21 protein-coding genes are annotated in these 26,101 nt (G+C 64.6%); 11 read left to right on the top strand and 10 right to left on the bottom strand.

Annotated features, from left to right (window positions below; translation table 11 throughout):
* The first annotated feature begins 35 nt into the window (after positions 1-35).
* Positions 36-1,130 (top strand): ferritin-like protein, encoded by a 1,095-nt coding sequence (locus tag DXT74_RS02205; protein ID WP_194427208.1) that lies wholly within the window; start codon positions 36-38, stop codon positions 1,128-1,130.
* Here the strand turns inward: DXT74_RS02205 and DXT74_RS02210 are convergent.
* Entirely contained in the window at positions 1,105-2,421 is a 1,317-nt protein-coding gene (locus tag DXT74_RS02210; RefSeq protein WP_194427209.1) for an ATP-binding protein, read from the bottom strand. The two genes, DXT74_RS02205 and DXT74_RS02210, sit on opposite strands and share 26 nt — an antisense overlap.
* Complete coding sequence (locus DXT74_RS02215; RefSeq protein WP_194427210.1) at positions 2,418-3,083, bottom strand: response regulator; 666 nt, start codon at positions 3,081-3,083, stop codon at positions 2,418-2,420. Before DXT74_RS02215 ends, DXT74_RS02210 begins: the two co-directional genes overlap by 4 nt.
* A 110-nt stretch (positions 3,084-3,193) precedes the next feature.
* On the opposite strand from DXT74_RS02215, the gene dsbD reads away from it, so the two are divergent.
* The 4 genes from dsbD (at position 3,194) to dsbG (DXT74_RS02235) (ending at position 7,431) form a co-directional block, all read left to right on the top strand.
* Positions 3,194-4,972, top strand: coding sequence for a protein-disulfide reductase DsbD (dsbD, locus tag DXT74_RS02220; protein ID WP_194427211.1), 1,779 nt, complete (start codon positions 3,194-3,196; stop codon positions 4,970-4,972).
* A 26-nt stretch (positions 4,973-4,998) separates the two neighbouring features.
* Positions 4,999-5,748, top strand: a complete 750-nt coding sequence (gene dsbG, locus DXT74_RS02225) for a thiol:disulfide interchange protein DsbG (RefSeq protein WP_196783810.1) — start codon at positions 4,999-5,001, stop codon at positions 5,746-5,748.
* A gap of 107 nt (positions 5,749-5,855) precedes the next feature.
* Positions 5,856-6,674 carry a TlpA disulfide reductase family protein gene (locus DXT74_RS02230; protein ID WP_194427212.1) on the top strand — a complete coding sequence of 273 codons (819 nt, stop codon included), beginning with the start codon at positions 5,856-5,858 and terminating at the stop codon, positions 6,672-6,674.
* Between the two features lie 7 nt (positions 6,675-6,681).
* Positions 6,682-7,431 carry a thiol:disulfide interchange protein DsbG gene (gene dsbG / locus DXT74_RS02235; RefSeq protein WP_194427213.1) on the top strand — a complete coding sequence of 250 codons (750 nt, stop codon included), beginning with the start codon at positions 6,682-6,684 and terminating at the stop codon, positions 7,429-7,431.
* Positions 7,432-7,438: 7 nt separating this feature from the next.
* On the opposite strand, the gene DXT74_RS02240 is transcribed toward dsbG (DXT74_RS02235), so the two are convergent.
* The gene (locus tag DXT74_RS02240) at positions 7,439-8,056 is read right to left on the bottom strand and encodes a VTT domain-containing protein (RefSeq protein WP_179140778.1); all 618 of its coding nucleotides are present in this window, start codon (positions 8,054-8,056) and stop codon (positions 7,439-7,441) included.
* A gap of 245 nt (positions 8,057-8,301) precedes the next feature.
* Between DXT74_RS02240 and DXT74_RS02245 the strand changes: the two genes are divergently transcribed.
* On the top strand, positions 8,302-9,036 hold the full coding sequence (locus DXT74_RS02245) for a glycoside hydrolase family 16 protein (protein ID WP_194427214.1): 735 nt from the start codon (positions 8,302-8,304) through the stop codon (positions 9,034-9,036).
* Positions 9,037-9,215: 179 nt separating this feature from the next.
* Here DXT74_RS02245 and DXT74_RS02250 read toward each other — a convergent pair whose 3' ends face one another.
* From DXT74_RS02250 to DXT74_RS02270, 5 genes are all read right to left on the bottom strand, one after another.
* Positions 9,216-10,010 (bottom strand): N-acetylmuramoyl-L-alanine amidase, encoded by a 795-nt coding sequence (locus DXT74_RS02250; protein WP_194427215.1) that lies wholly within the window; start codon positions 10,008-10,010, stop codon positions 9,216-9,218.
* Positions 10,011-10,158: 148 nt separating this feature from the next.
* Positions 10,159-11,202: a DUF6396 domain-containing protein gene (locus DXT74_RS02255; RefSeq protein WP_194427216.1), complete on the bottom strand. Its 1,044-nt coding sequence runs from the start codon at positions 11,200-11,202 to the stop codon at positions 10,159-10,161.
* Positions 11,195-12,256 (bottom strand): DUF6396 domain-containing protein, encoded by a 1,062-nt coding sequence (locus DXT74_RS02260; RefSeq protein ID WP_194427217.1) that lies wholly within the window; start codon positions 12,254-12,256, stop codon positions 11,195-11,197. The genes DXT74_RS02255 and DXT74_RS02260 overlap by 8 nt, the downstream gene beginning before the upstream one ends.
* Positions 12,249-14,189, bottom strand: coding sequence for a phosphatidylserine/phosphatidylglycerophosphate/cardiolipin synthase family protein (locus DXT74_RS02265; protein WP_194427218.1), 1,941 nt, complete (start codon positions 14,187-14,189; stop codon positions 12,249-12,251). Before DXT74_RS02265 ends, DXT74_RS02260 begins: the two co-directional genes overlap by 8 nt.
* 3 nt (positions 14,190-14,192) lie before the next feature.
* Entirely contained in the window at positions 14,193-17,129 is a 2,937-nt protein-coding gene (locus DXT74_RS02270) for a type VI secretion system Vgr family protein (RefSeq protein WP_231138255.1), read from the bottom strand.
* Between the two features lie 424 nt (positions 17,130-17,553).
* Here DXT74_RS02270 and DXT74_RS02275 point away from each other — a divergent pair, with 424 nt between their 5' ends.
* The 4 genes from DXT74_RS02275 to DXT74_RS02290 all read left to right on the top strand — a co-directional run bounded on the left by DXT74_RS02275 (position 17,554) and on the right by DXT74_RS02290 (position 22,528).
* The gene (locus DXT74_RS02275) at positions 17,554-18,132 is read left to right on the top strand and encodes a fimbrial protein (RefSeq protein WP_194427219.1); all 579 of its coding nucleotides are present in this window, start codon (positions 17,554-17,556) and stop codon (positions 18,130-18,132) included.
* A gap of 64 nt (positions 18,133-18,196) precedes the next feature.
* A complete protein-coding gene (locus DXT74_RS02280) occupies positions 18,197-18,928 on the top strand; it encodes a molecular chaperone (protein ID WP_194427220.1) in 732 nt (243 codons plus the stop codon).
* A gap of 41 nt (positions 18,929-18,969) precedes the next feature.
* Entirely contained in the window at positions 18,970-21,366 is a 2,397-nt protein-coding gene (locus DXT74_RS02285) for a fimbria/pilus outer membrane usher protein (protein WP_194427221.1), read from the top strand.
* 175 nt (positions 21,367-21,541) lie between these two features.
* Positions 21,542-22,528, top strand: coding sequence for a fimbrial protein (locus DXT74_RS02290; RefSeq protein WP_194427222.1), 987 nt, complete (start codon positions 21,542-21,544; stop codon positions 22,526-22,528).
* A 62-nt stretch (positions 22,529-22,590) separates the two neighbouring features.
* Here the strand turns inward: DXT74_RS02290 and DXT74_RS02295 are convergent, their stop codons facing one another.
* Together DXT74_RS02295 and prs are read right to left on the bottom strand one after the other, a co-directional pair.
* Complete coding sequence (locus DXT74_RS02295; RefSeq protein WP_194427223.1) at positions 22,591-24,309, bottom strand: nicotinate phosphoribosyltransferase; 1,719 nt, start codon at positions 24,307-24,309, stop codon at positions 22,591-22,593.
* A gap of 26 nt (positions 24,310-24,335) precedes the next feature.
* Positions 24,336-25,148, bottom strand: a complete 813-nt coding sequence (gene prs, locus DXT74_RS02300) for a ribose-phosphate diphosphokinase (protein ID WP_194427224.1) — start codon at positions 25,146-25,148, stop codon at positions 24,336-24,338.
* Positions 25,149-25,281: 133 nt separating this feature from the next.
* On the opposite strand from prs, the gene DXT74_RS02305 reads away from it, so the two are divergent.
* Complete coding sequence (locus DXT74_RS02305; RefSeq protein ID WP_107733011.1) at positions 25,282-25,980, top strand: NUDIX domain-containing protein; 699 nt, start codon at positions 25,282-25,284, stop codon at positions 25,978-25,980.
* The last annotated feature ends 121 nt before the right edge of the window (positions 25,981-26,101 follow it).

Raw genomic sequence — 26,101 nt, forward strand, 5'->3', positions numbered from 1 at the left:
GTCCAACCGGCATCCCTTTCCAAGGAAACCAAGCCATGCTGAAGATACGCCAAGAACTGATGGACGAACTGCGTCAGGCCGACCACATCCAACATGTGCGGACCATGCTGGCCGGCGCGGTGCGGCTGGAGCTGTCCACCATCCCCACTTATCTGACCGCGCTGTTCTCCATCAAGCCCGGCCAGAATCAGGAAGCGCGCGCGCTGGTGCAATCGGTGGTGGTGGAAGAAATGCTGCACATGACCCTGGCCGCCAATACCTTGATCGCCATCGGCGGCAACCCACGCATCGTCGAAGACGGCCTGGCGCTCAACTACCCTGGGCCGCTGCCGATGTGCGTGGATACCGGCCTCATCGTCACCCTCAAGGCCTTGAGCCGGCAGCAGGCGCTAGAAGTGTTCATGGAGATAGAACGTCCGGACACCCAGGCCATCCTGCCCGGCGAAACCCAGGCCTATGTCGACAACCAGTCCGGCTTCGACTCCATAGGCCGCTTTTACCAGGCCATTCTAGATCGGCTGCAACACCTGGAAAACCATGGCCACGACTGCTTCGCCCAACCGCGGCTGGACGAACAGGTGGACGTCAGCCAGTGGTTCCCGCACGAGGTGCAGGGCTGTCCGGACGGCAAGGTCTACGACATGGCCAGCGCCCGGGCGGTGATAGACACCATCGTGCGCCAGGGCGAAGGCGTGCTGGAGGAGGACTGGATCAACCCCAAGGACGAGGCCGGCGGCGGCTACGCCCACTATTTCAAGTTTGGCGAAATCTACTACGGCAAACGGCTGATCCGGGACTATTCCAGCCCCTCCGGCTGGTCCTACACCGGAGAGCCGGTGCCGCTGGACGAAACCGGGGTGTTCAACCTGCTGCCCAACGCCGCGCTTTCAGACTACCCGGCGGGCAGCGGCGCGGCCGTCAGCGGCGCCCAGTTCTACCAGGCCTACCAAAACCTGCTGGCCGCGCTGGACCGCACCTTCAACGGCGAGCCGCGGCACTTGGACGCCGCCATCGGCATCATGTACGAGCTGAAGCTGGTGGCGCAGAAGGTGATGCAGCACCCGGTCAACAGCAGCGTGCCGGACGTGGTGGCCGCGCCGCCGTTCATGCGCCTGCATCAGTCGAGCTGAGCGCCGGCAGCGTCAGGGCGGCGCATAGCCCTCCCTCCTCGCCGGCCAGCAGCTCCAGACGGCCGCCAAAACGCCCTGCGATCGCGGAGACGATGGACAGGCCCAGGCCGCTGCCAGCGCCGGCATGCCGCCCGCGCCAAAAGCGCTGCGCGGCCTGCTCGCGTTGAGCCGCCGTCAATCCCGGCCCCTGATCGCTCACTTCAAAACGCATGCCCGCCTCGCTCAGCGCGGCCTCCAAACGCACCGGCGCGTCCGGCGGCGAATACCGCAAAGCGTTGTCCAGCAGATTGCGCAGCGCGGTGGCCGCCAGCGCCTGAGGCAAGGCCAGCGTGGCCTCAGGCAACGGGCCGCAGACAATGCGCCGCGGCGGCGCGGGCTCCGCGTCGCGCATCGCCAGCCGCGCCACCTCGTCTGCGCGGGCCGGCGGGCCTTCTTCCCAATCGAAAGCCCCTTCCAAACGCGCCAGCATCAGCAACTGCGCCAAAGTGTTCTGCAAACGGTCCGCCCCTTCGGCTGCATGGGCAATCGCCTGCGCCGCGTCCGGCCCCTGGGTGATGCGCGCCACTTGCAGGTGGGTCTTGATCGCCGTCAGCGGGGTGCGCAGCTCATGGGCGGCGTCGCTGGTCAAACGCCGCTCGCGTTGCAGTACCTCGCCCACGCGCCGCAGCAGCTGATTCAGGCTGTCCGCCAGCGGCAACACATCGCGCGGCAGGCCCTGAGTGGCCACCGGCTCCAGCGCCTCCGGCGCGCGGCGCGCCAAGGCGCGGCGCAGCCGCTCCAGCGGGCTCAAGCCCCGGCTCACGCCCAGCCACAAGGCCACCAGGCTGCCGGCCAAGGCAGCGAGGAAGGGCACGGCGGCGGCCCAGCGGATATCCGTCAACATCGCGTCGCGTTCGGTCAGCCGGTCCGCCGTGGTCACCCGCAAGCCGTTGGCCACCACCGTATAGCTGCGCCAGCGCTCGCCGCGCAGGGTTTGTTCGGCATAGCCCGGCGCCGGATCAGCGCGGGTGTCCGGCGCGCCCGGCGTGCGCGCCAGCACCTCGCCGCGCACGGAAACGATCTGACAGGCAATGCCGGCGCCTATGCCCTCGAAACGCGGCACGGCGCGCGGCGGCGGCGCGGGCAACTGCTCCATCAGCCCGGCCACCATCTGCGCGGACATCGCCAGCCGCCGGTCCAGCGTCAGCCGCATCTGCCGGTCCAGATCATGCAGCGTCCAGGCCGCCACGCCGCCCCACAGCAGGCACAGCGACACCCCAATCCATAACAGCAAGCGCAGACGCAAACTCATTCGCTGGCCCTGCCGTAGCGATAGCCCAGGCCGCGCACCGTCTCCACCACCGCCGGCCCCAGCTTGCGCCGCAAATGGTGGATGTGCACGTTCAAGGCGTTGCTTTCAATTTCCTCGCTGTAATCATAGAGCCGGTCCTTCAGCTGCTCGGCGCTGAGAATCCGCTCCCGCGCCTGCATCAAGGCCGCCAACAGCGCCAGTTCGCGGCGCGCCAGCGCCACCGGCCGGCCGTGTAGCCAGACCTCACCGCGCACCGGGTCCAGCCGCAGCGGACCGTCCTCGATCACATCGACGCAACGGCCGGCGGCGCGCCGGCGCAAAGCGTGCAGCCTCGCCACCAGTTCGTCCAGATCAAAAGGCTTGAGCAGATAGTCGTCCGCGCCGGCGCGCAGACCGGCCACCCGGTCCTCCACCGCGTCGCGCGCGGTCAACACCAGCACCGGCAACGCCTCTCCGCGCGCGCGCAAGCGCGCCAGCAAGCGCATGCCGTCCTCGTCCGGCAGCCCCAGGTCCAAAATCATCAAATCGGCGTCCAGCGTCGCCAGCGCCGCCTCGGCCTGGGCCGCGCTGCCCACCGCGTCCACCGTCAGGCCGTGAGCGCGCAGCCCGGCGACGATGCCCAGCGCAATCAACTCGTTGTCTTCCACCAATAACACCCGCATTTCCTGCCTCCTTGTCGCCGCCAGCTTGCCGACGACGGATTATCCCATTGTTAACGGCGGCTTAATCCCCGGCATCCAGGCTGTGCGCATTCATCGCCATGGAGACCGCAATGCCGCTCATCTTCCGCAGCCTGTTGCTGCTGCTTTTTCTCTGGATGCCCGCCACCCAGGCGCAAACCGGTTTTTTGCCGCCGGAACAGGCCTTCCGCCTCAGCGTCAGCGAGTTGGGCGACGGACAAGTCCGCCTGCGCTGGGACATCCGCGACGGCTATTACCTGTATCGCAAGAACATCAAGATCGCGGCCGAGCCCGTCGGCAGCATCCCGCCGCCGGCGATGCCGGCCGGCAAAACCATCCGTGATGAATTCTTCGGCGAATCCGAGGTGTATTACCAGCGGCTGGAACTACTGGTGCAGGCCGGCCAGGCGCGCCGCCTCATGCTGAGCTGGCAAGGCTGCGCCGAAGCCGGACTGTGCTATCCGCCGCAGCATCGCGCCGTTGAACTATCAGGAAGCGGTAAGGCCGTTAAAACCAGCGCGGCGGGAGCGACAGGGATGGATGCCGCCGTCCCCATCGCGCCGGCCTTGGGCGAAGACCAGGCGCTGGCGGCGCGGCTGGCTCAATCCGGCACGGGCTGGGTTTTGCTGGCCTTCTTCGGCCTTGGCCTGCTGATGACCTTCACGCCCTGCGTGTTGCCGATGGTGCCCATTCTCAGCAGCTTGATCGTGGGCAGCGGCGCCACGCCGCGGCGCGGCCTGGTGCTCGCCCTGGCCTTTGTGCTGCCGATGGCCTTGACCTACGCGGCGCTGGGCGCGCTGGCCGCCAGCATGGGCGCCAACCTGCAGGCCGCGCTGCAAACGCCGTGGGCGCTGGGCCTGTTCGCCGCGCTCTTCGTCCTGCTGGCGCTGGCCATGTTCGGCGTTTACGAGCTTCAATTGCCGGCCATGCTGCGCGACCGGCTGGCCATGGCCAGCCAGCGCCAGCACGGCGGCACCCTGGGCGGCTCGGCGACGATGGGCGTGCTGTCCGCCTTGCTGGTGGGCCCCTGCATGACCGCGCCGCTGGCCGGCGCCTTGCTCTACATCAGCGACAGCGGCGACGTGCTCAAAGGCGGCCTGGCCTTGCTCTCCATGGGCCTGGGCATGGGCGTGCCGCTCTTGCTGGTGGGCGTGCTGGGCGCCAAGCTGCTGCCGCGCCCCGGCCTGTGGATGAACCGGGTCAAAGCGGTGTTCGGCTTCCTGCTGCTGGGCATGGCCATCTGGTTCCTCGGCCGCGTGCTGCCCCCGGCTGCCAGCTTGGCCCTATGGGGCGCGTGGCTGTTCGCCGTCGCCGTCGGCTTGCTGACGCTGACCCGGCCCTGGCGCGCCAGCCCAGGCCAATGGACGCTGCGCGGCACGGCGGCGCTGCTGAGCTTGTGGGCGGCGGCGATGCTGATCGGCGCGGCCGCCGGGCAAAGCGATCCGCTGCGGCCGCTCGCCTTCATTTCCACGGCGGCCGCTCCCGCCGCCGGCATGGAACAGCTCGGCTTCGTCACCGTACGCGATGTCCGCGCGCTGCAAAACGGCCTGGACGAAGCCGCGCGCCAAGGTCAGTGGGCGCTGGTGGACTACTACGCCGACTGGTGCGTGGCCTGCAAGGAAATCGAACACAAGGTGTTTGGCGACCCCCGCGTGCAACAAGCCTTGGCCGGCATGAAACTGCTGCGTCCCGATGTGACCGAGTCCGGTCCGGACAGCGCCGCGCTGCTCGCCTCGCGCCAGGTGATCGGCCCGCCCACGCTGCTGTTGATCGGCCCCGACGGCCAGGAGCGCCGCGCCCAACGCATCGTCGGCGCGCTCAGCCCAGACGCCTTCCTTGAACGCCTGAACCAGGCGCGACAGGCCCGCTGAGTTCAACACACCGCAAAGGACTATCAATGTTTTTCAGAATGATCCCGCCGCTGCTGCTGGCCTTGAGCCTGCCCGCCCACGCCCTGGCCGCGCCGGCCAAGCCCGCGCCCATCCAGGCGCTGGAGCGCCAAGGCTATCAAATCCTGGGCCGCTTCCCCGCGCCAAGCGGCCTCAGCGGCTACACCGCTCTTTATCTGGGGCAGCCGCAAACCGTCTACCTGACTCAGGACCGCAAGCAGGTCATCGTCGGCCAGCTCAGAGATGCCAACGGCGAGCCTTGGAACGCCCCGCAGCTGGAACGGCAATTCAGCCAAGTCCTGTGGCGGCAGCTGGAAAACAGCCACTGGGTCGCCGACGGCGACGCCCGCGCCCCGCGCATCGTCTATGTCTTCACCGACCCCAATTGCCCCTACTGCAACCGCTTCTGGAATGACGCGCGCCCCTGGGTGCAAGCCGGCAAGGTTCAAATCCGCCATATCCTGGTGGGCGTGATCAAGGCGGATAGCCCGGGCAAGGCCGCCGCCATCCTGACCGACGCCGACCCGGCCGCCGCGCTGAACCGCCATGAGCGGCAACACGCCAGCGGCGGCGTCAAACCACTGGCCAAGCCGCCGGCCGAGACTCGCGCCAAACTGGAAGCCAACCATAAACTGATGGAACGCTTTGGCGTGTTCGCCACCCCGGTGATCTTCTATGCCGACGCCAAGGGCGCCCTGCAAAAAACCCAGGGCGCGCCCAACCCCGAACTGCTGCGCCGCATTCTTGGCCCGCGTTGACGCCGAACCGACGCGGCTCGCTGAATTTTTTGGAAAGGACCCAGTCTATTCAAGCGATTAAAAAAACAGCCGCCGCCATGCCGCCCCGCGCGGCACAGGACTGAACCATGCTTTCTTTCCACCTTGGCCCGCTGGCCATTCCCATCAGCCTGACCATCGTCGCCGCCGCCTGGCTGGCCGCCCACGGCGCCGGCCTGCTCGCCGGCCGAGGCCGCCGCGTCAGCGTGGCCGCCCACCTCAACGACATGCTGTTGTGGGGCTTCGTCGCCGCGCGCGTCGGTTTCGTCCTGTATTGGTTTTCGCTGTACTCCCACCGGCCGCTGACGATGCTGGACCTGCGCGACGGCGGCTTTCTGCCCTGGGCCGGCATCGCCGCCGCGCTCGCCCTGGCCGCTTGGCGCGGCTGGCGCCGGCCGGAACTGCGCCGCCCGCTGGCCGCCGCCGTCCTGGCCGGCGCTTTGGTCTGGGCCGGCGGCGAGGCGCTGCAACGAAGCGGCGCCGAAGCCGCGCTGTCTCCGCGCGTACTGCGCCAGTTGGACGGCCCGCTCGCCTCGCTGCCGGCCCTGGCCAGCGGTAAACCGGTGGTGCTCAATCTCTGGGCCAGTTGGTGTCCTCCCTGCAGGAGGGAAATGCCGCTGCTGCAAGACGCCCAGCAGCAAAGGCCAGACGTGCGCTTCATCTTCGCCAACCAGGGCGAGGATGAAGTCGCGGTCCGCGATTTCTTCCGCAAACAGCCGCTGCGGCTTCAGCACGTGCTGCTGGACTCCGCCGGCGCTCTGGGCCGGGAGTACGGCTCCGTGGCGCTGCCCACCACGCTGTTTTTCGACGCCGACGGGCGTCTGGCCTCCGTCCATCTGGGCGAACTATCCGCAGCCACCCTGGCCAGCAAACTGCAAACGCTCGCCCGCTCAAACTCCAAGGAATAAACGCGCCATGACCACCCCGCTCGTTCTCCGCCTGGCGCCGTTGGCGCTCTGGCTCAGCCTGCACGCCCTCCCCGCCCACGCCCAGCCCTGGCCGGCGCCCATCCAGGCGTTGGAGGCTCAGGGCTATGAAATCCTCGGCAGCTTCCCCGGCCCGTCCGGGCTCACCGGCTACGCCTCGCTCTACCTGGGCCGGCCGCAGGCCGTCTACCTGACCGCGGACGGCCAGCAGGCCATCGTCGGCAATGTCACCGACGCCAAGGGCGAAAAATGGAACTCCGAGCTGCTGGACCGGCAATTCAGCGCCGCGCTGTGGCGGCAGCTGGAAACCAGCCACTGGATAGCCGACGGGAAGACCGGCGCCCAACGCGTGATCTACACCTTCACCGATCCCAACTGTCCCTACTGCCGACAGCTCTGGCGCGACGCCCGGCCCTGGGTCCAGGCCGGCAAGGTCCAGATCCGCCACATCCTGGTGGGCCTGCTGGCCGAAGACAGCCCGGCCAAGGCCGCCGCCCTGCTGGCCGCGCCGGACCCGGCCGCCGCCCTGGCGCGCCACGAGGCCGGCGCTTCAATCCAACCGCTGGCCAAACCCCCGGCCGCCGTCAGCGCCAAACTGGCGGCCAACCAACAGTTGATGGAGCGCTTCGGCGTGTTCGCCACCCCGGCCTCCTTCTACCGCGACGCTCAGGGCCAGTTGCAAAAAGTGCAGGGCGCGCCCACGGCGGCCACGCTGCAAAAACTGCTAGGGCCGCGCTGAGCTCGGCTCAGCCGTTCCGGCGGCTGCGCCGCCACTGCCACAAAGGCGGCAGCAAGAGCAGCGCCACCATGCCCAGCACCAGCCACAACATATTGTCCTGCACCCATGGAATCGCCCCCAGCCAGTAGCCCATGGACACCAGACCGCCGCACCAGATCACCGCGCCCAGCACGTTGTAGCAGGCGAAGCGTCGCGGGCACATGCCGGTCAACCCGGCCAGGAACGGCGCCACTGTGCGCACGACAGGCACGAAACGGCCGATGGTGATGGTGGGCGCGCCGTAGCGGTCGAAAAAGGTTTGGGTCTTGGCCAGATGCTGCGGCTTGACCCAGCCGCGGCGGATCAGCGTCTGTCCCAGCGCGGAGCGGCCTATGCTGTAATTCAGCAAATCCCCCAGGATGGCGGCCAGCGTGATCAGCCCCATGGGCCACCACGGCGACACGCCCTGCGCGCCCAACAAGGCGCCGGTGGCGAACAAGAGCCCGTCGCCGGGCAGGAAGGGCAGGACCACCAGGCCGGTTTCGCAAAACACGATGGCGGCCACGATCCACACTCCCAGCACCCAGTTCTGCGCCAGCAAGGACATCAGATTCTCATCCCCGAACAACCAGCTCAGAAACCCCATGGTCAACACAATCGCACTCCTCGCATGATGAAAGCCACCGCCGCCAGACCAGCGCCCGCAGAGCCTTGGCTTGACGCTACCTAAAACTTGACCGCGCCGGCGGGCCAATGGTTCAGACGCGAGCATTCGGCCATCGCCGACGCCTGTTCCTTTGTTCACCCAACAGAAAGTCATTTGGCATTATATTCCAGGCAGACAGTCCCTCCACCGCCTGGCTGCGCCCAGGCCACCGCCAAAGGAAGACCATGCTACGTGTCCGCTATTTGTTCATCGCCGCCGTCCTGGCCGTTTCCGGCCTGGCTCAGGCCAAGGCCCTGAATTTCTCCGGCTATGCCTGGGAAGTCCGCAACCAAAGCCAAAGCGGCCCCGGCCCCAACGACTGGGATGAAAACAATGCCTGGGTGGACGCCCAAGGCCGGCTCCACCTCAAGATCGCCCAACGCGGCGGCAAGTGGAGCAGCGCCGAAGTCTACCTGCCGCAACGGCTGGGCTTTGGCCGCTACCAGTTCAAGCTGATAGGCCGGCCGGACCTGTTCGACGACAACATCGTGCTGGGCCTGTTCAACTACCCGACGCCGGACGTGGGCCCGGACGCCACCAATGAAATCGACATCGAATTCGCCCGCTGGGGCAACCGGCAAAACCCGATGGGCAACTATACCGTCTACCCGGCCGTGCCCGGCCCCAAGCCCACCTCCTACGCCTTTGAACCGCACCTCAACGGCGACTACAGCACCCATCGCTTCAACTGGGACGCCAGCCGGGTGCTCTACCAATCGCTGCACGGCCACCAGGACGGCGACCTGTATGAAATGGCGCGCTGGAACTTCGCCCCGACAGACCCCAAGCGCCTGGTGCCGCAACAGCCGCTGCCGCCACACATCAATCTGTGGCTGTTCCAGGGACGGCCGCCGAAGGACGGCAAGGAAGTGGAAATCGTGATCCAGGAGTTCTCCTTCATCCCAGCCGCCGCAAAATAGCCGTACAGCGAGAGCGGAAATGAAAAACCCGGCCTGCCGGCCGGGTTTCGCACTGAGAGCGGCTAAAATTGTCAGTTTCACGGCTGAGGCAAGGCTCGCCGACGCAAGCAGTACTTGGAGTACGACAAGTCGGCGCAACGCAGCATCAGGGGTTTGTTAGCCGCGGAGTACAAGACGCGTCAAAGCTTGATCAAGGCCAGGCGCTTTGGCCAATAGCGCTCCAGCAAGGCAAACAGGATGGCCGCGGTTTCCACATCCATCACCCCGCGGTAATCGCTGGCGCGGAAATGCATCTGGAAGGCGCGCACCAGGGTGGTAAAGCCGGCGTCGCCGCCCGCCGCCGCCACCTCGTAGCCGTAATGCTTGAACGCCTCCAGCATCTTCTCCCGGCTGGGCAAACCCTGCTGCTGGAACTGCCGGGCGTACTTGCACTGCGTCTCCGCCTCCGGCCACGCGCCCACCCCGGCCTGGTGCAGCTCCAGCCACGGGAACATCGGCCCCGGATCGCTCTTGCGGCCCACGGCGATGTCGGAATGGCCCAGCACGTTCACCGGGCTGATGTCCGGATAGCGCGCCAGAATGTTCCGCGCCAATTCCGTCACCGCCTCCACCTGCTGCGGGTGAAAAGGCGGAAACACCATGCCGCCCTTGTCCTCCCGCGCCAGATTGACGATTTCCACGCCGATGGACGAATCGTTCAGATTGCTGCGGCCGTCCCAGGAACTGGCGCCGGCGTGCCAGGCGCGGTCGTTCTCGTCCACCAGATTGAACAGATTCATCTGCTTGAAGCCGGCCTGCTGATAGCTGGGATCGCTGGGGTCCGGCGCCAGATAATGCGCGCTCACCTGGCCGGAGCCGGTCAGCGCCTTGATGGAACCGGCGAAGTCCAGCGCGGTGTAATGCAGGATCAGGAAACGGACGCGTTTGTTGAAGCCTTGGACCGAGCGATAAGTATTGAACAGGATGGGCGTCATGAAGAATCTCCAGGAGGGGGATGGGAAGGGATGCGGCCGGCCAGACAGCCGGCACATAGAGTCTGAGTCCTCCCGGGCGCAGGGGTTCGGCGGGGGTGACGGGTGTCAGTGCAGCGCGAACGGGCTGCGACCCGCTGCAAAACCGGCGTCAATCGTGTCGCCCACCTAGCGGCCGCCCGGTCTTAGGGTCCAGACCCTTGGCCGCGGCCAGTTGGCTCATCAAGGCTTCCGACGGTTTTTCCGGCGGCACATTGGCCTTGAACGCCTCCAACCACTTGAGCTTGCCGTCCCAAGCCGGCAGTGGAGCCGGCGGCAGCGGCACGATCTCGTCCAGTTCCGCCACCTTGGGGTGAGCGTAGGAGTAGTCGCTTAGAACATCGCTAATGATTTTGTAGCGACGGCTACGCTCATCATCCTGCTTCAGACCAAGACCGAACCTCTCTTGTTTCGAATCTGCTATTGGACCAAAACCCTTTTGCAACTTGTAAGGAGCAGCCTCATCTCCCCATTTGGTCGCAAGCTGGAAAAATTTGACAGATTCTTCATTATTTTTTCCTGCTATTAGGTAGGCATACTCTTTTGCAGCCTTTCCATGCCCCTGCTCTCCAGCACACTTGAGCATTTGGGTCCCAATAGCAAACGGTACAGGCTGCGATATCGTCAGCCCCGTCAACTTGTCCCCCACCAGATACTGCGCGTCCGGGTTGCCCAGGTCCGCCGCCTTGCGGTAGTAACGGTTGGCCAGTTCCTCGTCCTGCTTCACGCCGTAGCCGGCCTTCAGATAGCGCCCCATATCGTAGTAGCCGCCGGGAATGCCGCGGTCTATCAGCTCCTGGGTCAGGTCCAGCGTTTCCTTGACCGGATCGTCGCTGCGCGCCGTGCCCCGCCCTATCATGTCGCGCAGGTCCAGATTGGCCTTGTAATGGCCGTGAGCCGTGGCGATGCGGTAATAACGCTCCATCTCCGGGAAGCGCAACGGGTCTTCCTTCTCGATCTGGTTCTTCTGCAACCAGCGGGCGTAGCGGTATAACTGCTCCGCCTCCGGGGTCAGAGCCGGCAGATGGTCTTTCTCATACGCGCAGTTGAAAGCCAGCTTGGCTTCGACTTCTTTCAAATCAGGCACGGAACGCTCCTTGGCGCCGCAGGCGGCCAGAGCCCCCAACAGCGACAAGGCGTACAGCGTTTTAACCATGCTTGCCGTTCAGCGGCCGTCCGGTCTTGGCATCCAGGCCCTTGGCCGCGGCTAGCTTACTCATCAGGGCTTCCGACGGTTTTTCCGGCGCCACATTGGCCTTGAACGCTTCCAGCCATTTCAGCTTGCCGTCCCAGGCCGGCAGCGGGGCCGGCGGCAACGGCACGATCTCGTCCAGTTCCAGCACCTTGGGGTGGGCGTAAGAGTAGTCGCTGAGAACTCCTCCAATTAACTCGTAACGACGAACCCTCTCATCATCCTTTGATAAAGCCAAGTACTTGTACTGACTTGTCTTATCATTGGCATCGATAGCTGGTGTAGTGAAACCATTAACAAGGAAAGCAGCAGCTGTCGCATCTCCGGCCTTAATTGCTAGCTGGAAAAACCTAACCGCTTCGGGATTATTCTCACCCATCATTGATGCAGCGTACTCTTTCGCGGCCTTTCCATGCCCTTGTTCACCTGCACACTTTTTCATTTTCAAACCAACGGAGTACGCAGCTGCCTGTGCAACCGTCAAGTTGGTCAGTTTATCTCCCACCAAGTACTGCGCTTCCGGGCTGCCCAGGTCCGCCGCCTTGCGGTAGTAGCGGTTGGCCAGTTCCTCGTCCTGTTTCACGCCGTAACCGGCCTTCAGATAACGCCCCATATCGTAGTAGCCGCCTGGAATGCCGCGGTCTATCAGCTCCTGAGTCAGGTCCAGCGTTTCCTTGACCGGATCGTCGCTGCGCGCCGTGCCCCGCCCTATCATGTCGCGCAAGTCCAGATTGGCCTTGTAATGGCCGTGAGCCGTGGCGATGCGGTAATAACGCTCCATCTCCGGGAAGCGTAGCGGATCTTCCTTCTCGATCTGGTTCTTCTGCAACCAGCGGGCGTAGCGGTATAACTGCTCCGCCTCCGGGTTCAAGGCCGGCAGGTGGTCTTTCTCATATACGCAGTTGAAGGCCAGCTTGGCTTCGACTTCTTTCAAATCGGGCACGGAACGCTCCTTGGCGCCGCCGCAGGCGGCCAGGCTCAGGGTCAGAATCAGGGTCAGAAATGCGGGCTTAATCACTATTGCTCCGGGCTGGGTCTGTGCGCAGGAATTCACGAAGAGGTGCTACAGGGGGCAACTGCTTTTGTGAAGCAACTTTATTACTGTCAAGAATTAGCTGCCATTGTTCATATGCCTTTTTGGCATCAATCTCACGATCCATTCGATCTGGATTCGCACGATCCCAATGGCTAGTATGCCTCCCCCACAACTCCTGGCGCAGCGGCTTGGAGATTTCCGGCCGGTCCAAAGCAATGTTCAATTCACTGTCCACCTGCATGCTGCGGGTATTGATATTGGCCGAGCCCAGCGTCAGAAAAGCGTCGTTGATGATCATCAGCTTGGCGTGGATATAGGTTTCAGCCCATGCCCCCGGTGGGGAGTCCGGCGCCACGATGGAGCAAATATGGGTTTTCAGCCCGGGCTGCTCCACCGCGCTAATGGGAGCGTCCGGCTTTTGGGCGGCCTCGTACTCCTTTTCCATCCGCTCGCGATAAGCCGTGGCGTCTGCCTCCGCTTCCTTGATCTTGCTTTTGAGCTTTGCCGGCGCCATGACGTTCAAGGCGCTCACCACTTTGGCCTCCCGTTCCGCCTGCTTGGCCTGGCCCAGCCGGGCCTCCACATCATCCGCCTTTTCCTGGCGCGCCACGCCGGGAATCGTGTCGGCGCGCCCCAGGCTGTCCAGCATCCGGTAGGTGTTGACCGTGCCGGCGCCCACGCCGGCGTCGCTGGTATTGGTGATCACGAACAGGTAGATCGGATAGGGGCGGCCGGCCTGCTTCTGCGCCTTGGCCGCGTCCTTGATCTTTTCCGCCAGCGGCGGCCAGCGGAAGTACTGGTTTTCGATGAAGATGTAGGAGGTGACGTTGTTGACCGCCTTCAGATACAGCTTCTTGATGTCCTGTTTCTTGTATTCCGGCTGGGTGCGCAGCAGTTGCACCATGGCGGCCTTATTGGCCTGCCCATCCACCCGCGGCGCATAACTGCCGAAACCGCAGCCGGGCAACGGCAGGTCTTCCTTGGTTTCGTCGCGCCAGGCACGGCGGAAATTGTGGAATAGATCGCCCACCGCCGGGCCGGTGATCAGGCTGGAGAAATCCTCGCGCGGCCCCACCGTACCGTTGCGGCCCAGATTGGGCGCTTTGGGCTTGGCGCTGTGGGCATTGGTGTCCCAGTACTCGTCCAACATATTGTGGCCCATGACGAAGCCGACATGGGCTTGCGCGTCGTCGTAATCCACCAGCACCATTTTCTGGTGATGGCTGGGACCTATCGATAAGGCGGTCTTGGTTCTTTTCTTCAAGCCCTTGTCGTCGTAATCCTGCGTCGCGATATGGGTACGGGTATACGGACCAAAGCCGCGGCTGCGGAAATGCAGGTATTTGCTGGGAATATCCTTGTGAAACTGGTCCCGCACTTCCTTGTCCGTGGCGCCGGCCGCTGGCTGATCCTCGTCATACCAGGAATACCACTGCGAATCGTATTTATACTGCTCCGGGGTTTCATAGCCCGGCTTGTCCTTGATGCCCACCCCCCAGCGCCCCGGCGTTTGCGACTCATCTACCGTGGCGCCGGTGCTGTTGACGTACAGGCCGGCCGGCTTGGAGGCAAAACACAGCACCCGCACCTGCACGCCCTGCTTGGCCTTATGCTCCAGCAGCTTGCCTATCTGCGCCGGCACGGCTTCCGCGATGTCCGCGTACTTCACCGTGTCCGCCCCCTTGCGGACAAAGTACATGGATGGCTGGAAGCCCCAGCAGATGATGCTGACGTTTTTCTTGGCCTTGGCGATGGCGTAATGCACCGCGGCAAACGCCGCCTCGCCGTTGACCAGGGGCTGGAAGCTGCCCTCATGCGGCGCGTATTCGCTGGTCTGCAAAAACCAGGGCAGGGTCAAATTGGCCCGCAGCGGCTCTTTGACGCAGATCGGGGAGACTATCGTGTTCGCGCTCATTTATTACTCTCCTGCGGGCGAAGCGTCGGCCTCGCCATTCAGCAAACGGTGGTAGCGCGCGCGTGCATGCTCGTCCGGCTCCACGCGGCCATCCGGCGGCGCGGCGCCGGCCACCACTTTATGGAAGCCGGCGTTGGCCAGCGCGCCCTTGTCCGGTTTGCTCAGCTCATTGGCCACCGGGATATCAAACTTGACGCCGTTGGCCAGCTCCACCGTGTATTTTTGAGTGGTGACCGCATGTTTGACCGCCAGGTGGCCGCTTTCGTCAATGATGCCGCGCTCCACCTCGCCGCCGTCGGCATGCAGGGTATAGGGCATGCCGGTCCAGCTGCTGTTGCCGCCTTGCGGCGATTGATCCAGGCGCAGCGACAACGGCATCCTGGGAATGCTCTGCGGATAATCCGGATGCGTGACCGTCATTTGCGCCGGCCCGCTCATCTGATGGCTGGCCCCCTTCACCGACACCTTACCGGGGCAATGCAGTTCGATATTGCCGCCGGCGATGCGGATGTAAGCGCCCCCGCTGACGTTGAGCAGGATTTCCTGCTTGGCCGCTACCGTGATTCTTTCCTTGCAGGAAGTCACCGTCACGTCCTTGTCCGCGGTCACCTCGATGCTGTCGCTCTGCGCCAGCACCTGCATCTTGCCCTTGGCGGCGATCAGCTTCAACGCGATCTTGTCTTGCAGGCCGGTGACGAACAGGCTGATGTGCTGGCCCACGTTATGGAGCCAGCGCCGGCCGCTGGTCTGGTTGGTGTCGCGTTGCGCCACCAGGTCCAGGTTGGTACCGGCCGCCACGGTCTGGCTTTGCTGGCTCAGGCTGGCGATGCCCGCCGGCGCGGACAGAACCAGCAAGGGCTGGCGGCCGGTCTGCTCCTTGGCAGTTTTGCCGTCCTTGTCGGTGTTGCTGCCCGCCTCCCAGGCTTTCAAGGCGGCAGCCTGGTGCTGCAGATGCCCCTTATCCCCTTTTCCCGCCTTGCTATTGTCCGGATTGACCTTGTCCGGCCCGGTTTCCATGGTGTCAGCCTGCTGGCCGGTGGCGGTGTCGCCCAGGCTTTGGCTTAGGCTGAGTGCTGCGTCCAGCTGGCTTTGCGCCTGTTCGCGCGCCAGTTGTTTACCGGACGCGCTGTTCTGCGCTTCGGTGCTCAGCAGCAGGCCGTGGCCGGCGCGGATGGCGCCGTGCTGGTCGGTTCTGAGTTCAAAGCCGTCGCCGCGCGGCTCGGCCTTGCCGTTGCTGCGCGGGTGGGTGAGGAAGCCTTGGTTGAGTTGGGTTTTGCCCGGTTCACTCGATAGCTTGGTTCTGACTTCACCGGGGGTGTCGTCGAACAGCAGTTCGTTGTACTGGCCGCCCTGGTGTTCCTTGGATTTGATGCCGGACAGGGTTTTGTTGGCCGGCAAGGCGCCGGCGCCGCTGAAGTCCGGCAGCGGGTGGCTGCCGTTGTAGAGCACGCCGGTGATCACCGGGCGGTCGATATCGCCTTCGATGAAGTCGACCAGCACTTCCTGGCCGATGCGCGGGATGAATTGGTGGCCCCAGCCGGCGCCGGCGCTGGGCATGACCACGCGCAGCCAGCAGGAGGATTTGTCGTCCAGGTTGGCGCCGATGCTCGGGTGTTCGTCCGGCCGTTGCCAGTGGAATTGCACCTTGATGCGGCCGTGCTGGTCGGTGTGGACTTCCTCTCCTTGCGGCCCCACCACGGTGGCGGTCTGCACGCCGCGGGATTTGGGCTTGGCCAGTTCGGTGTGGGCGTAGGCCGGGGTCAGCGGCACGCCGCGGCGCTGGGCGTCGAATTCGGCGCGGAAGGGTTGGGCGTCTTTGCCGTCTTGGAGGGCTTTGAGGTCCGCCGGCAGGTTGTTGCGCGCGCTCAGGGTTTGACGGGTAACGACGAATTCGCGCTGTTCGCTGCTGTCGCCGTCGTGGGCCGGGTGGTCGTCCAGGCGAAACCATTGGCCGGCGGCCAGGCCGCGCACGCTGCCGCCGCCGCTGAATTGCTTGGCCTTGAGGTCATGCGCTTGTTGGCGCAGTTGGGCGTAGTGGCTGAGCTGGTCGGCGTCGCCGGCGTAGTACAGCGATTGCGGGTCGTAGTCGTGCAAGGAAGACTGCAGCGCCTTGCCGTTCTGGCCCTGGTCGATGCGGCTGTCGTCGCCGCTGTGCTGAGTTTGCACCGGCTGGTAGTCGAAGCTGGCCAGCGCCACCGCGCCGGGGACGATCTGGCGTTGGGCGTTCCACTCGGTCAGGCCGTCCTCGGCCTCGGTGGCGTCGCTGCGGTGGAAACGCACGCGCTCGACGCTGGCCGGCGGCAGGCTGTAGGGGTCGTCGAAGGCGACCAGTTGCACCTGGGGAGTGTCACCGTCGAGGTGATCGAAGCGCCAGGCATAACCTTCTTCGTGCAGCAGCCGCACGATGAAGTCGTAATCGGATTCTCGGTATTGCAGGCAGTAGCTGCGCGGGGACGCCGCGCCGGTCTTGAACTCCAGCGTCTGCACCCGGGCGAACACCGGGTTGGCCTGCTGATGCTCGGCCAGGATCTGTTTGACGATGTCCGGCACCGACAGGTCCTGGAACACCCGCGAGCTGACGCGATGACGCAGCAGCGCGAACGGCGGCTCAATGGTCAGCTGATAGCGGCTGAAACCGCCGTCCGAGCCCAGGCTTTCCACTTTGGACACCACGCCGCAGCGCAAGGACTCGGCGCCGGCGGCGTCGAGAATGCCGATGCGGGCCGGCAGGCCGAGCAGGGTCTTGAGTTCGATGGCCCCGTCCGGCGACAGACAGGTGAGCTGGTAGGCGTAAGGCCGGGACACGCCTTCTTCGCCGGCCAGGCTCAGGGGCAGCAATTGCTCGGCCGCCACGCTGCCGTCGCCCAGGCTGAGGGTGAGCAGGCGTTGGTCTTGGTTGAAGGCGGAGGCGAAGCTGGCGAGCAGGGTGCTGAGGTCCATGGGGCGGTCCTTCGAACTATCCAAAATCAAAACACCCCCAAACCAGCCTTATGCAAAGCCCCCATGGCGACGGGCTTCGACCTGGTCTGCGGATGGGGGCCGTGAGGCGTAATGGGGGTGGAGATGACAAAATTTGAGCCAAAACATTTTAGATAACCGGTACTTAGCGGGCAATCCAAGAAAATTGCCATTTTCACAAAACTGGCCAAAAGGACAGGTTTAAACTCTTATCAATCAACTAAAGCGGCTTAAACCTTGTTTACCGACATTAAAAAGTCAAAACAAGGAAAGTTATGGCTTGGTAAGAAAAGGTAAGAGGCGTTCAAAACCACGCTAAAGACCTGAATTGAATGTGTTTTTATCATGCCGTCTCCACCCAAGGCCCAGGCCAAGCACCTGCGCGCCGCAACCACTGGAGACCACAATGAAACAAAAGCACGCCCTCCTCACCCTGGCGGCCGTCTTTGCCGCAGCGCTTCCGCTGACGTCTCAAGCCGCCGTCACCCAAACGGGCAGCATCAAATTCACCGGCCGCGTAACCTCTCCCACCTGCAAAATAGTTAGCGGCACCGGCGCCACCAGAAGCGGCACGGACATCGCGCCCGTTCTCACCGTTAACATGCCCGACATCTCCATGGACAAACTCGTCGATCTGGGTCAAGTACCGCTGGTGAAAAAGGCTTTTCAGATCAAAATAGAATGCAGCAGTGCAAGCAATGTAAAAGCCAAATTCACGGCACTCCCGGGCTCGAAGTTTGACGGTAAAACGACCGCCCTGGCTAATGCCATAGGCGGCGGAAAGGCCAAAGGCGTGGGCGTCGCCATTTATAAAGGCAACACTCCGCAGGACCTGAGCACGGGCGTCATTCGAACCGGAGCAGCCCTCAATGGCTCGGAAACCATTGATCTTGACGCCGTCTATGTCACCACCAACACTTTGCGTTCCAGCTTGACCGCCGGCGAAGTACAAGCCGACCTCCCCTTCGAACTGAGCTACGACTAAGCCCTAGTTTCTTCCACCCACAGCGGCGGGCTTCCCGCCGTTGTCTATTTTCAGGGCCCCCATCATGAAAACCCTGCTGCACGCCGCCGGCTTGGCAGCCTGGCTGGCCATGTCCCAGGCCAGCGCCGGCATCAGTCTCAACGGCACCCGCGTCATTTTCGACGGCGCGCATCCGGAAGCCTCCGTCACAGTGCGCAATCACGGCGCGGACATTCTGGTGCAATCCTGGCTGGAAGCACTGGACGGCGACAAGGCCGAACTACCCTTCGCCATCACTCCGCCGCTGACGCGGCTGCCGGCCGGACAGGAGCAATTGCTGCGCATCCTCTACGCCGGCGCCGGCGCGTCCCATCAACAGGAAACCGCCTTCTGGCTCAATGTGCAGGAAATCCCTCAGGCCGCCGGGAAAGGCAATGTGCTGCAATTGGCTGTGCGCCAGCGCGTCAAGGTGTTCTACCGTCCGCCGGGCCTGGACGGCGACGCGCTGCAAGCGCCGGAACGCCTGCGTTGGCGGCTGCGGCGCGAGCGCGGCAACAGCTGGCTGCAAGCGGACAACCCCAGCCGCTACCACGTGACCGTGACCGGCCTGACCCTGCTCTCCGGCGGAAAATCCAAGGAAATCAGCCGCGCCCAAATGCTGGCACCCGGCTCCGGCGGACAATGGCCGCTGCCCGCCGACACCACAAACGATGCGCGCTTGCGCTACCAGATCATCAACGATTTTGGCGCCAGCCAGGCTTTTGAAGCCCAGCTACAAGACGTAGCGCCCGCTCAGCCGCGCCGGCTGGAGCCCTGAGCCGACCGTTGTACCGTGAGACAATGAGAAGCAAGCCGCTGATGCCCCATGCCCGCCGCAACGCCGCGCCTTCGCTGGCCTGCGCCTGCTGGCTGCTCGCCTGCGCGCAAGCGCTGGCGGCGGACGCGCCGGCCTTCAACACCCGTTTTCTGAAGCTGGACGGACAAGCGGCGGATCTCAAAGCGGTGCTGAACGCTGGCAACGACATCCTGCCCGGCAACTATCGCGTGGACATCCTGCTCAACCATCAACTGGCCGACCGCCGCGACATCCTGTTCCGCCAGCAGCCGGACGGCAAAGTCCGCCCCTGCCTAGACGCCGCGCTGCTGCGCAAGCTGGGCGTCAAACTGCCCGCGTCCCGTGCCGGCGACGAGGCCTGCGTCGATCTGCCCCGACGCCTGGAGCACGCGCAAGTACGCTACGACTCCACCCGGCTGCAGCTTGAGCTGAGCGTGCCTCAGGCCCATCTACTGCGCCGCGCCGACGGCTATGTCGACCCGGCTCTATGGGACGCCGGCGTCAACGCCGCTTACGCCAATTATCAATTGAGCAGCCAATACAGCCGTGGCCAGGACGGCCGCGCCAGCCGTCAGTTTTATCTCGGCCTGCAAAACGGACTCAACCTGGGCGGCTGGCGCCTGCGCAACGACGCCACCCTCAGTTGGAATACGGGCCAAGCCGCAGAGATACGCAGCAACCGCACCCTGCTGCAACGCGACATCACCGCCCTGCGCAGCCAACTGACGCTGGGCGAGCAATACACCGACGCCGTTTTGTTCGACAGCGTGCGCATTCGCGGCGCGCAACTGAGCCAGGACGACGCCATGCTGCCGGACAGCGAGCGCGGCTACCGACCGGTGGTCCGCGGCCAAGCACAGAGCCAGGCCACGGTGGAAGTGCGTCAGAACGGCTATGTGCTACACCGCGCCGACGTGCCTCCCGGCCCGTTCGAATTCACCGACATCACCCCTTCCGGCTCCAACGGCGAACTGGAAATCACAGTGACCGAAGCCGACGGCAGCCGCCGCGTCAGCCATCAAAGCTTCTCCAGCCTGCCGCTGATGCAGGCCCGAGGCCGCTGGAAATACCACGCCGCGCTGGGCCAGTACCAGGGCGGCGAAGCGGCCCGCCCCGGGCTGGCCGCCGGCGCGCTGGTTTACGGCCTCAGCGACGACAGCACGGTGGCCGCCGGCTTCCAGCTTTCGCCGCGCTTCCAGGCAGTCAACCTGGGCTTGGGCGCCAACACGCCGCTGGGCGCTCTGTCGCTGGACCTGAGCCAATCCCTCAGCCGCGCCCAAGGCCCGCGCAGCCAGGGACAAAGCCTGCGCCTGCTGTACCACAAGGCCCTGCCCAGCACCCAGACCCAGTTCACCCTGGCGGCTTACCGCTACTCCACCACCGGCTACCGCAGCTTCAATGACCACGCGGCGGACCTGGCCCAGCGCTCCAACCAACACCGCGCGCGCGCGCGGATAGACCTCAGCGCCCAACAAACCCTGGGCCGGGAGGGCCGCCGCGGCAGCCTTTATCTCAGCCTCGGCCGCCAGAACTATTGGGGCCGGCCCGGCGCCAGCCACAGCCTCAACCTGGCTTACAGCCATCGCTGGAAACAGTTCCACTACCACCTCAGCCTCAGCCGAAGCCGCGACGGCCGCGGCCAAGGCGACAAGCAGATCATGCTGGGCTTCAGCCTGCCGCTGGACACTGGGAGACGCGCCCCGCAGCTCAGCGCCCAGCTTGGCCGCAACGCGCTGCACACCAGCCTCAGCGGCCAGTTGGGCGAGGCCGACAGCTACACCGTCTCCGTGAGCCGCGACAGCCAGAGCGGCGCCAGCCTGAGCGCCAGCGGCGTCCATCAGGGCGATGTCGCGCAGCTGAGCGCCGCTTACAGCACAGCGCGCAACCATCAATCCGCCAGCCTGGGCGCCAGCGGCGCCGTTGTCGTCCACGCCGGCGGCGTCAACCTCAGCCGCGCCGTCGGCGACACCTTCGCCCTGCTGCAAGTGGACGGCGCCGCCGGCCTGGGCGGCAACGGCTACACCGTACGCGCGGACGCCCAGCCATACCGCGCCAACAGCCTGAGCCTGGACAGCCGCAAGCTGGGCGCCGCGCTGGAACTGGAAGACAGCGTCAAGCAAGTGGTGCCGCGCCGCGGCGCGGTGGTGAAGGCCGTGTTCAAGGCGCGCAGCGGACGCCGCGTTCAATTCAGTCTGCGTCGCCGCGACGGCAGCGCGGTGCCGTTTGGCGCCAGCGTAGAAGATGTCACCGGCCAGCCGTTAGGCATCGCGGACCCGCAAGGCCGGACGCTGCTCTTGCTCCAGCAGCCGCAAGGCCTACTGGCCGTGAAATGGAGCGACGGCGGCTGCACCGCTCGCTATAAGCTGCCGCCCGCCAAGCCTGGGCGACATTACCAGCGGCTGGAGCTGCCCTGCCTCTAAGAAGCTGTTTACGATCTGCTGCGCGTCGGCGATACGGCGTTGGAAACTGCCTCGAAATGCTCATGTACCACGCGTACATTCCGCTTTCTCAGCTGTTTTCGCCTTGTCTCGCTCTAGCTCGCAAGATCGTAAATAGGTTCTACGCGCCGCGCTTAATCAAAGAAAGGATACCCAGATGCACACTCCGCCTACCCGCCGCCCGCTGCTGACCTGCCTCGTCTTGCTATTGACGCTGGGAAGCTGCAGTCGCCCAAGCCATGCCGATTGCAAAGTGGTTTCATCAACCATCACTCCAGCGCTTCCCGATCCCTTGGTGATTCCATACATGGCACCCGACCAACACCTGATCGCCAAGCAGGTGCTGAAAACCAAGGTCAATTGCGACAAAAAAAACGCAGGTGGCCAACTCAGCTGGTACGCCTTTTTGTCCTATAACAACCTCGACAATGGCGGAGATTCAGGTATCAGAAAGACCCAAACGCCCGGTATTGGCATTCGCTGGATAAACAGCAATACCCACACTGGAAAATCTCAGACCTTCAGCACCACAGGTCTGAACAATGGCCGCACCAATCTTCGCGGCATACCCTTGCAAGGCACCTTCACCATCACCGACACCTTAGAACTGGTCACAACCGGCCCAGTGACATCCGATCGGCTAAACCCAGAGAGCTATGCCGTCAACTACAAGAACCAAAAAGGCAGCGATCACGGAGCACTCCTCTATACCTATACACTCGAACAGCGCGCCATCAGGGTGATCGGCTGCTCGTTCCGCAACGCCAGCCAAACCGTCCCCCTGCCCGACGTCAGCACCCGCGACTTCGCCGGCTCCGGCCGCGCCGGAGGCACTCGCTTCCAGATCGACCTGAACTGCGCGCCCGGCACCAGCATCCGCGCCAAATTGAGCGACGCCAACGCGCGAGGGAACACCGGCACGCTGCTGAGCATTGCCGGCGGGCGAAACAACGCCCAGGGCATTGGGCTGGAGCTGCAACGCCAGGGCGAAACCGGCGCGTATGTACTGGGCACCGAGTTCACCAGCCTGGCGGCCAGGCAACAGCACGCGCTGCCCATGGTGGTGCGCTACGCCGTCAACGGCGCCCCCATCCAGCCCGGCGAGGTCAATGCCGCCGCCACCGTGGAGCTGAGCTTTGATTGAACCGCCAGTTGACGCGACAAGGCCGGGCATGCCGCCCGGCCTTGAAACGCGACGCGGCGGCTTCAGTCCTCCACGCTCCAATGAATGCTGCCCGGTTCCGGGCATTGCCAAGAAGCCATCAGCCGCTGCCGGATCTCCGCCAGCGATTGCCGCGCCAGCAGCTGGCCATCCCTGAACACCGGCCGCAACTCGCCGCCTTCCGCCTGCTCCGCCGTCTGTTGCTGATGCAGCACGTAATGATCGCCCTCACGCTCCACCCGCAGCAGGCCCTTGGCGGATTTTTTGGTGCCGTCGTCCGTTGCCGGGTCCTTGTAGATATCCACCGCCTCGCCGTCCACCTCCGCGTAAATCGCCTTCAGCGCGTAGCCGAAGGTGTCCCGCGAGTTCATGCCGTAGACAAAGCTGCCGATGCCGAACACCACATTGCCGGAGGCGAAACCCTTGGCCGCCAGCCGGCGCAGGATGGCACGGGCACGCGGCAGGGTGATGGAGTCGCCATAGATCAGACCCACGTGGCTGTCCAGCAGCCGGTAGCCGGCGGCGCTGACCGTGCCGCCGTAAATCTCCCACAAGCACTCCACCGCGCCCTTGCGCTCCGCCTCCGTCACCCGCAGGCCGCCGCTCAGCGCTGTGTACGCGCCGTCCGCGTCCCGCACCGGCAGGCCGTCAACGCGGACCAGCTCGTCGTCGCGGTAGCCGGTGAGGATTTTCACCGGATCACCGGAGTCCGGGCGGAACACCACCTTGGCGTTGCCCAGCGCGTCCGGCCGCCGCGCCAGGATGTCGTCCTTCAGTTCACGGGCGATCACCGTGACCACGTTCCAGAAATCAAAGGTGTCGCTGACAATGGACACCATGCCCTGCGGATAATCCTGGCTAACGAACTCGCGCACCACTTCCCGTTCCGCCAGCCGGCGCAGCGCTCCCTCCTCCAGCCCAGCGTGGGCCGGGTCGCGGCGTAGCCGCTGCAGCGTCAACAGGATGCGCAGCGCCATCACGCTGTGTTCCGACGCCGGGATGGAGCCGCCCACCAGTTCCCGTTCTGCGTCCGCGTCGTAAAAGTCCTCCAGATAGTCCAGCGCCGGAATGGTGTCGGTGCCGGTGAAGGACAACAGATGGCCGGCGCCACAGCGCATGGCGTCGTGCACCCCGCTCATGCCGCGCATGGAGAAGTCATGCCCCTGCCAATTGACGAACTCCGGGGTGCTGCCGGTGAGGCGGGCGAAGTAATCCAGCAGTTTGCGGAATTCAAACGCGATGGAGGCCACAGTGGACGGCTTCCAGGATTCGCAGCTGAACAGGGTTTCAAAATAGGTGGCCACCCAGGGGAAGTCCGGATGCGTATTGCTGAAGATCACCGGCGGCACCTTGATATCCACCCGCGCGCCTTCCGGCAGGGAGCGAATCTCCAGCGGCAGATAGCCCAGCGCGTGCAGCGCTTCCAATCGGCCGACGGGCACCGCGCCCGCACCCAGCGCCGTGTCCATGCGGCGCTGGTATTTGCGCACCGCCTTATCCCGCGGCTGACGGAAGAACTCCTGGTCGAACAAGTCGATCAGGTATTGCTGAATGAAGCCCTGCAGGCCGAACCACACCACCTTGTTGTCGAACAGCTCCGGCAGCACCGGCGCGTACTTGGCCGAGCGCGGGGTGAAATTGGCCACCAGCTTGGTGGTGGCCGCCGGATACATGGATGGATGCCCGGTTTTATAGAAGTCCGCCAGATTGAACGGCTGCAGTTGGTTCAGTTCACGGGCCAGGGGGCGAATGGGGGCGTTCATGATGTATTCCCTATTTAATGTGTGAGTCAAACCAGCTGGCAGCGGATATCCGCCGTCCAGTTATTGCGGCTGAACACCTGCTGGTAATGCGCCAGCAGCGGTTCCAGGCCATGGCTGAAAATGCCGTGGGTCACGTACAGGTGCAGCGGCGCGTCCAGCCCCTGTTCCCGCTGGCGTTCGCGCAGCGCCTTGGCCAGCTCGGTGAAGGTGCGGCCGCCGTCGCAGATATCGTCCACCACCAATAGCTGCAGCGCCGGCAAGGGGCCGGTCACCTGGGTGCCGCTGATGCGGCCGTTTTGGGTATCCCGCACCTTGTCCGCCAACACCGCCTCGCAGCCCAACTCCCGCGCAAGCTTCAGCACCCGCTTGCGCGCGCCGGCATCCGGCGCCACCAGCGCCGCCGGGCCTACCCGCTCCAGCACCCGACGTAGCGCCGGCAACGGGTCCTCCACTTCCACCCGATCCAGCAAAGCGGTCACCACATCGCTGTGCGGATCCTGGATCACCACCCTGCTGTAGCCTTGGGCGTTGATCAACTGACAAAACACTTTGGCGCTCAACGCCTCGCCGGGATTGGCTACCCGGTCCTGACGCGCATACGGCACATAAGGCAGATGCAGCGCCAGCGGCCGGCCCGGATAAGCGCGGCGCAACGCGTCGCTCAGCATCAACAAGGTCATCACCGCTTGCGCGTCGGGCAGGTGGGCATGCAACCGCAAGGCTTCCGCCGACGCGTCCAGTTCCACCGACACCTGAACCTCCCCACCGGGAAAGACCGTGCTTTGAAAAGCCAGCTGCTGGCTGACGCCCTGCTGCGAAACCGCGAAAACCTTGAACATGATGCCGACTCCTGCGCTGTGTTGGCTTACTTAGTTGATAATTTCAACTAACGTGCACACAGTATAAATTTACTTAGTTGAGTTTTGCAACTATATGGCGGAAAATATCGAATAACCAAACCGGAGACTGCATATGAGCACCTCTCGCCCCGCGCCCGCCGTCAGCGTGGACATCGTCCTGCTCACCCTGGGCGCCACCGGCCTGCAAGTGGCGCTGCACCGTCGCCAACATGCCCCCTGCCAACACCAGCTGGCGCTGCCCGGCGGCTATGTGCATGTGGACGAGGACGAAAGCTGCGAAGCCACCGCCATGCGCGTGTTGCGCGACAAAACCGGACTGGAACCCCGCTACCTGGAACAGCTGCGCACCTTCGCCGGCCCGCGGCGCGATCCGCGCGGCTGGTCGGTGGCCATCGCCCACGTGGCGCTGATCCCCTTGCAGCAGCTGCGGGACGCCGGCGACGGCGTGTTCCACTTTTACGATGTGGACCAGTTGCCGGAGCTGGCCTTCGACCACGCGGAGCAGGTGCGGGAAGCGGTGCAGCGGGTACGCAACAAGGCCAGCTACTCCACCCTGCCCTGCTGGCTGCTGCCGGAGCTGTTCACCCTCACCCAGCTTCAGCGCACTTACGAGCAGATCTTTGGCGAAACCGTGTCCCGCGGCACCTTCCGCTCGCGGCTGGGCATCAAGGTGGCGGACGCCAAGCCCGGCGAATACGCGGACGAGGCCGCCATACTGGAAGCCACCGAAGAATTCCTGGGCGGCAAGCAGCGCCCGGCGCGTCTGTTCCGTATCAACCGACTCAGCCTGTTCAAGCGAGCGCGCTGGTAAGCCGGCATCAGACGCGACAACGCCGCGGCCGAAGCCGCGGCGTTGACTCGCTTCCCTGCGCGCTTAGCGCCGGCTCACGCTCTCGCGAGCCAAGACGGCCCAAGGCGGAAACCACCGCGCA

The organism is Chromobacterium sp. Rain0013, assembly GCF_015291765.1.
GTDB classification, from domain to species: Bacteria; Pseudomonadota; Gammaproteobacteria; order Burkholderiales; family Chromobacteriaceae; genus Chromobacterium; species Chromobacterium haemolyticum.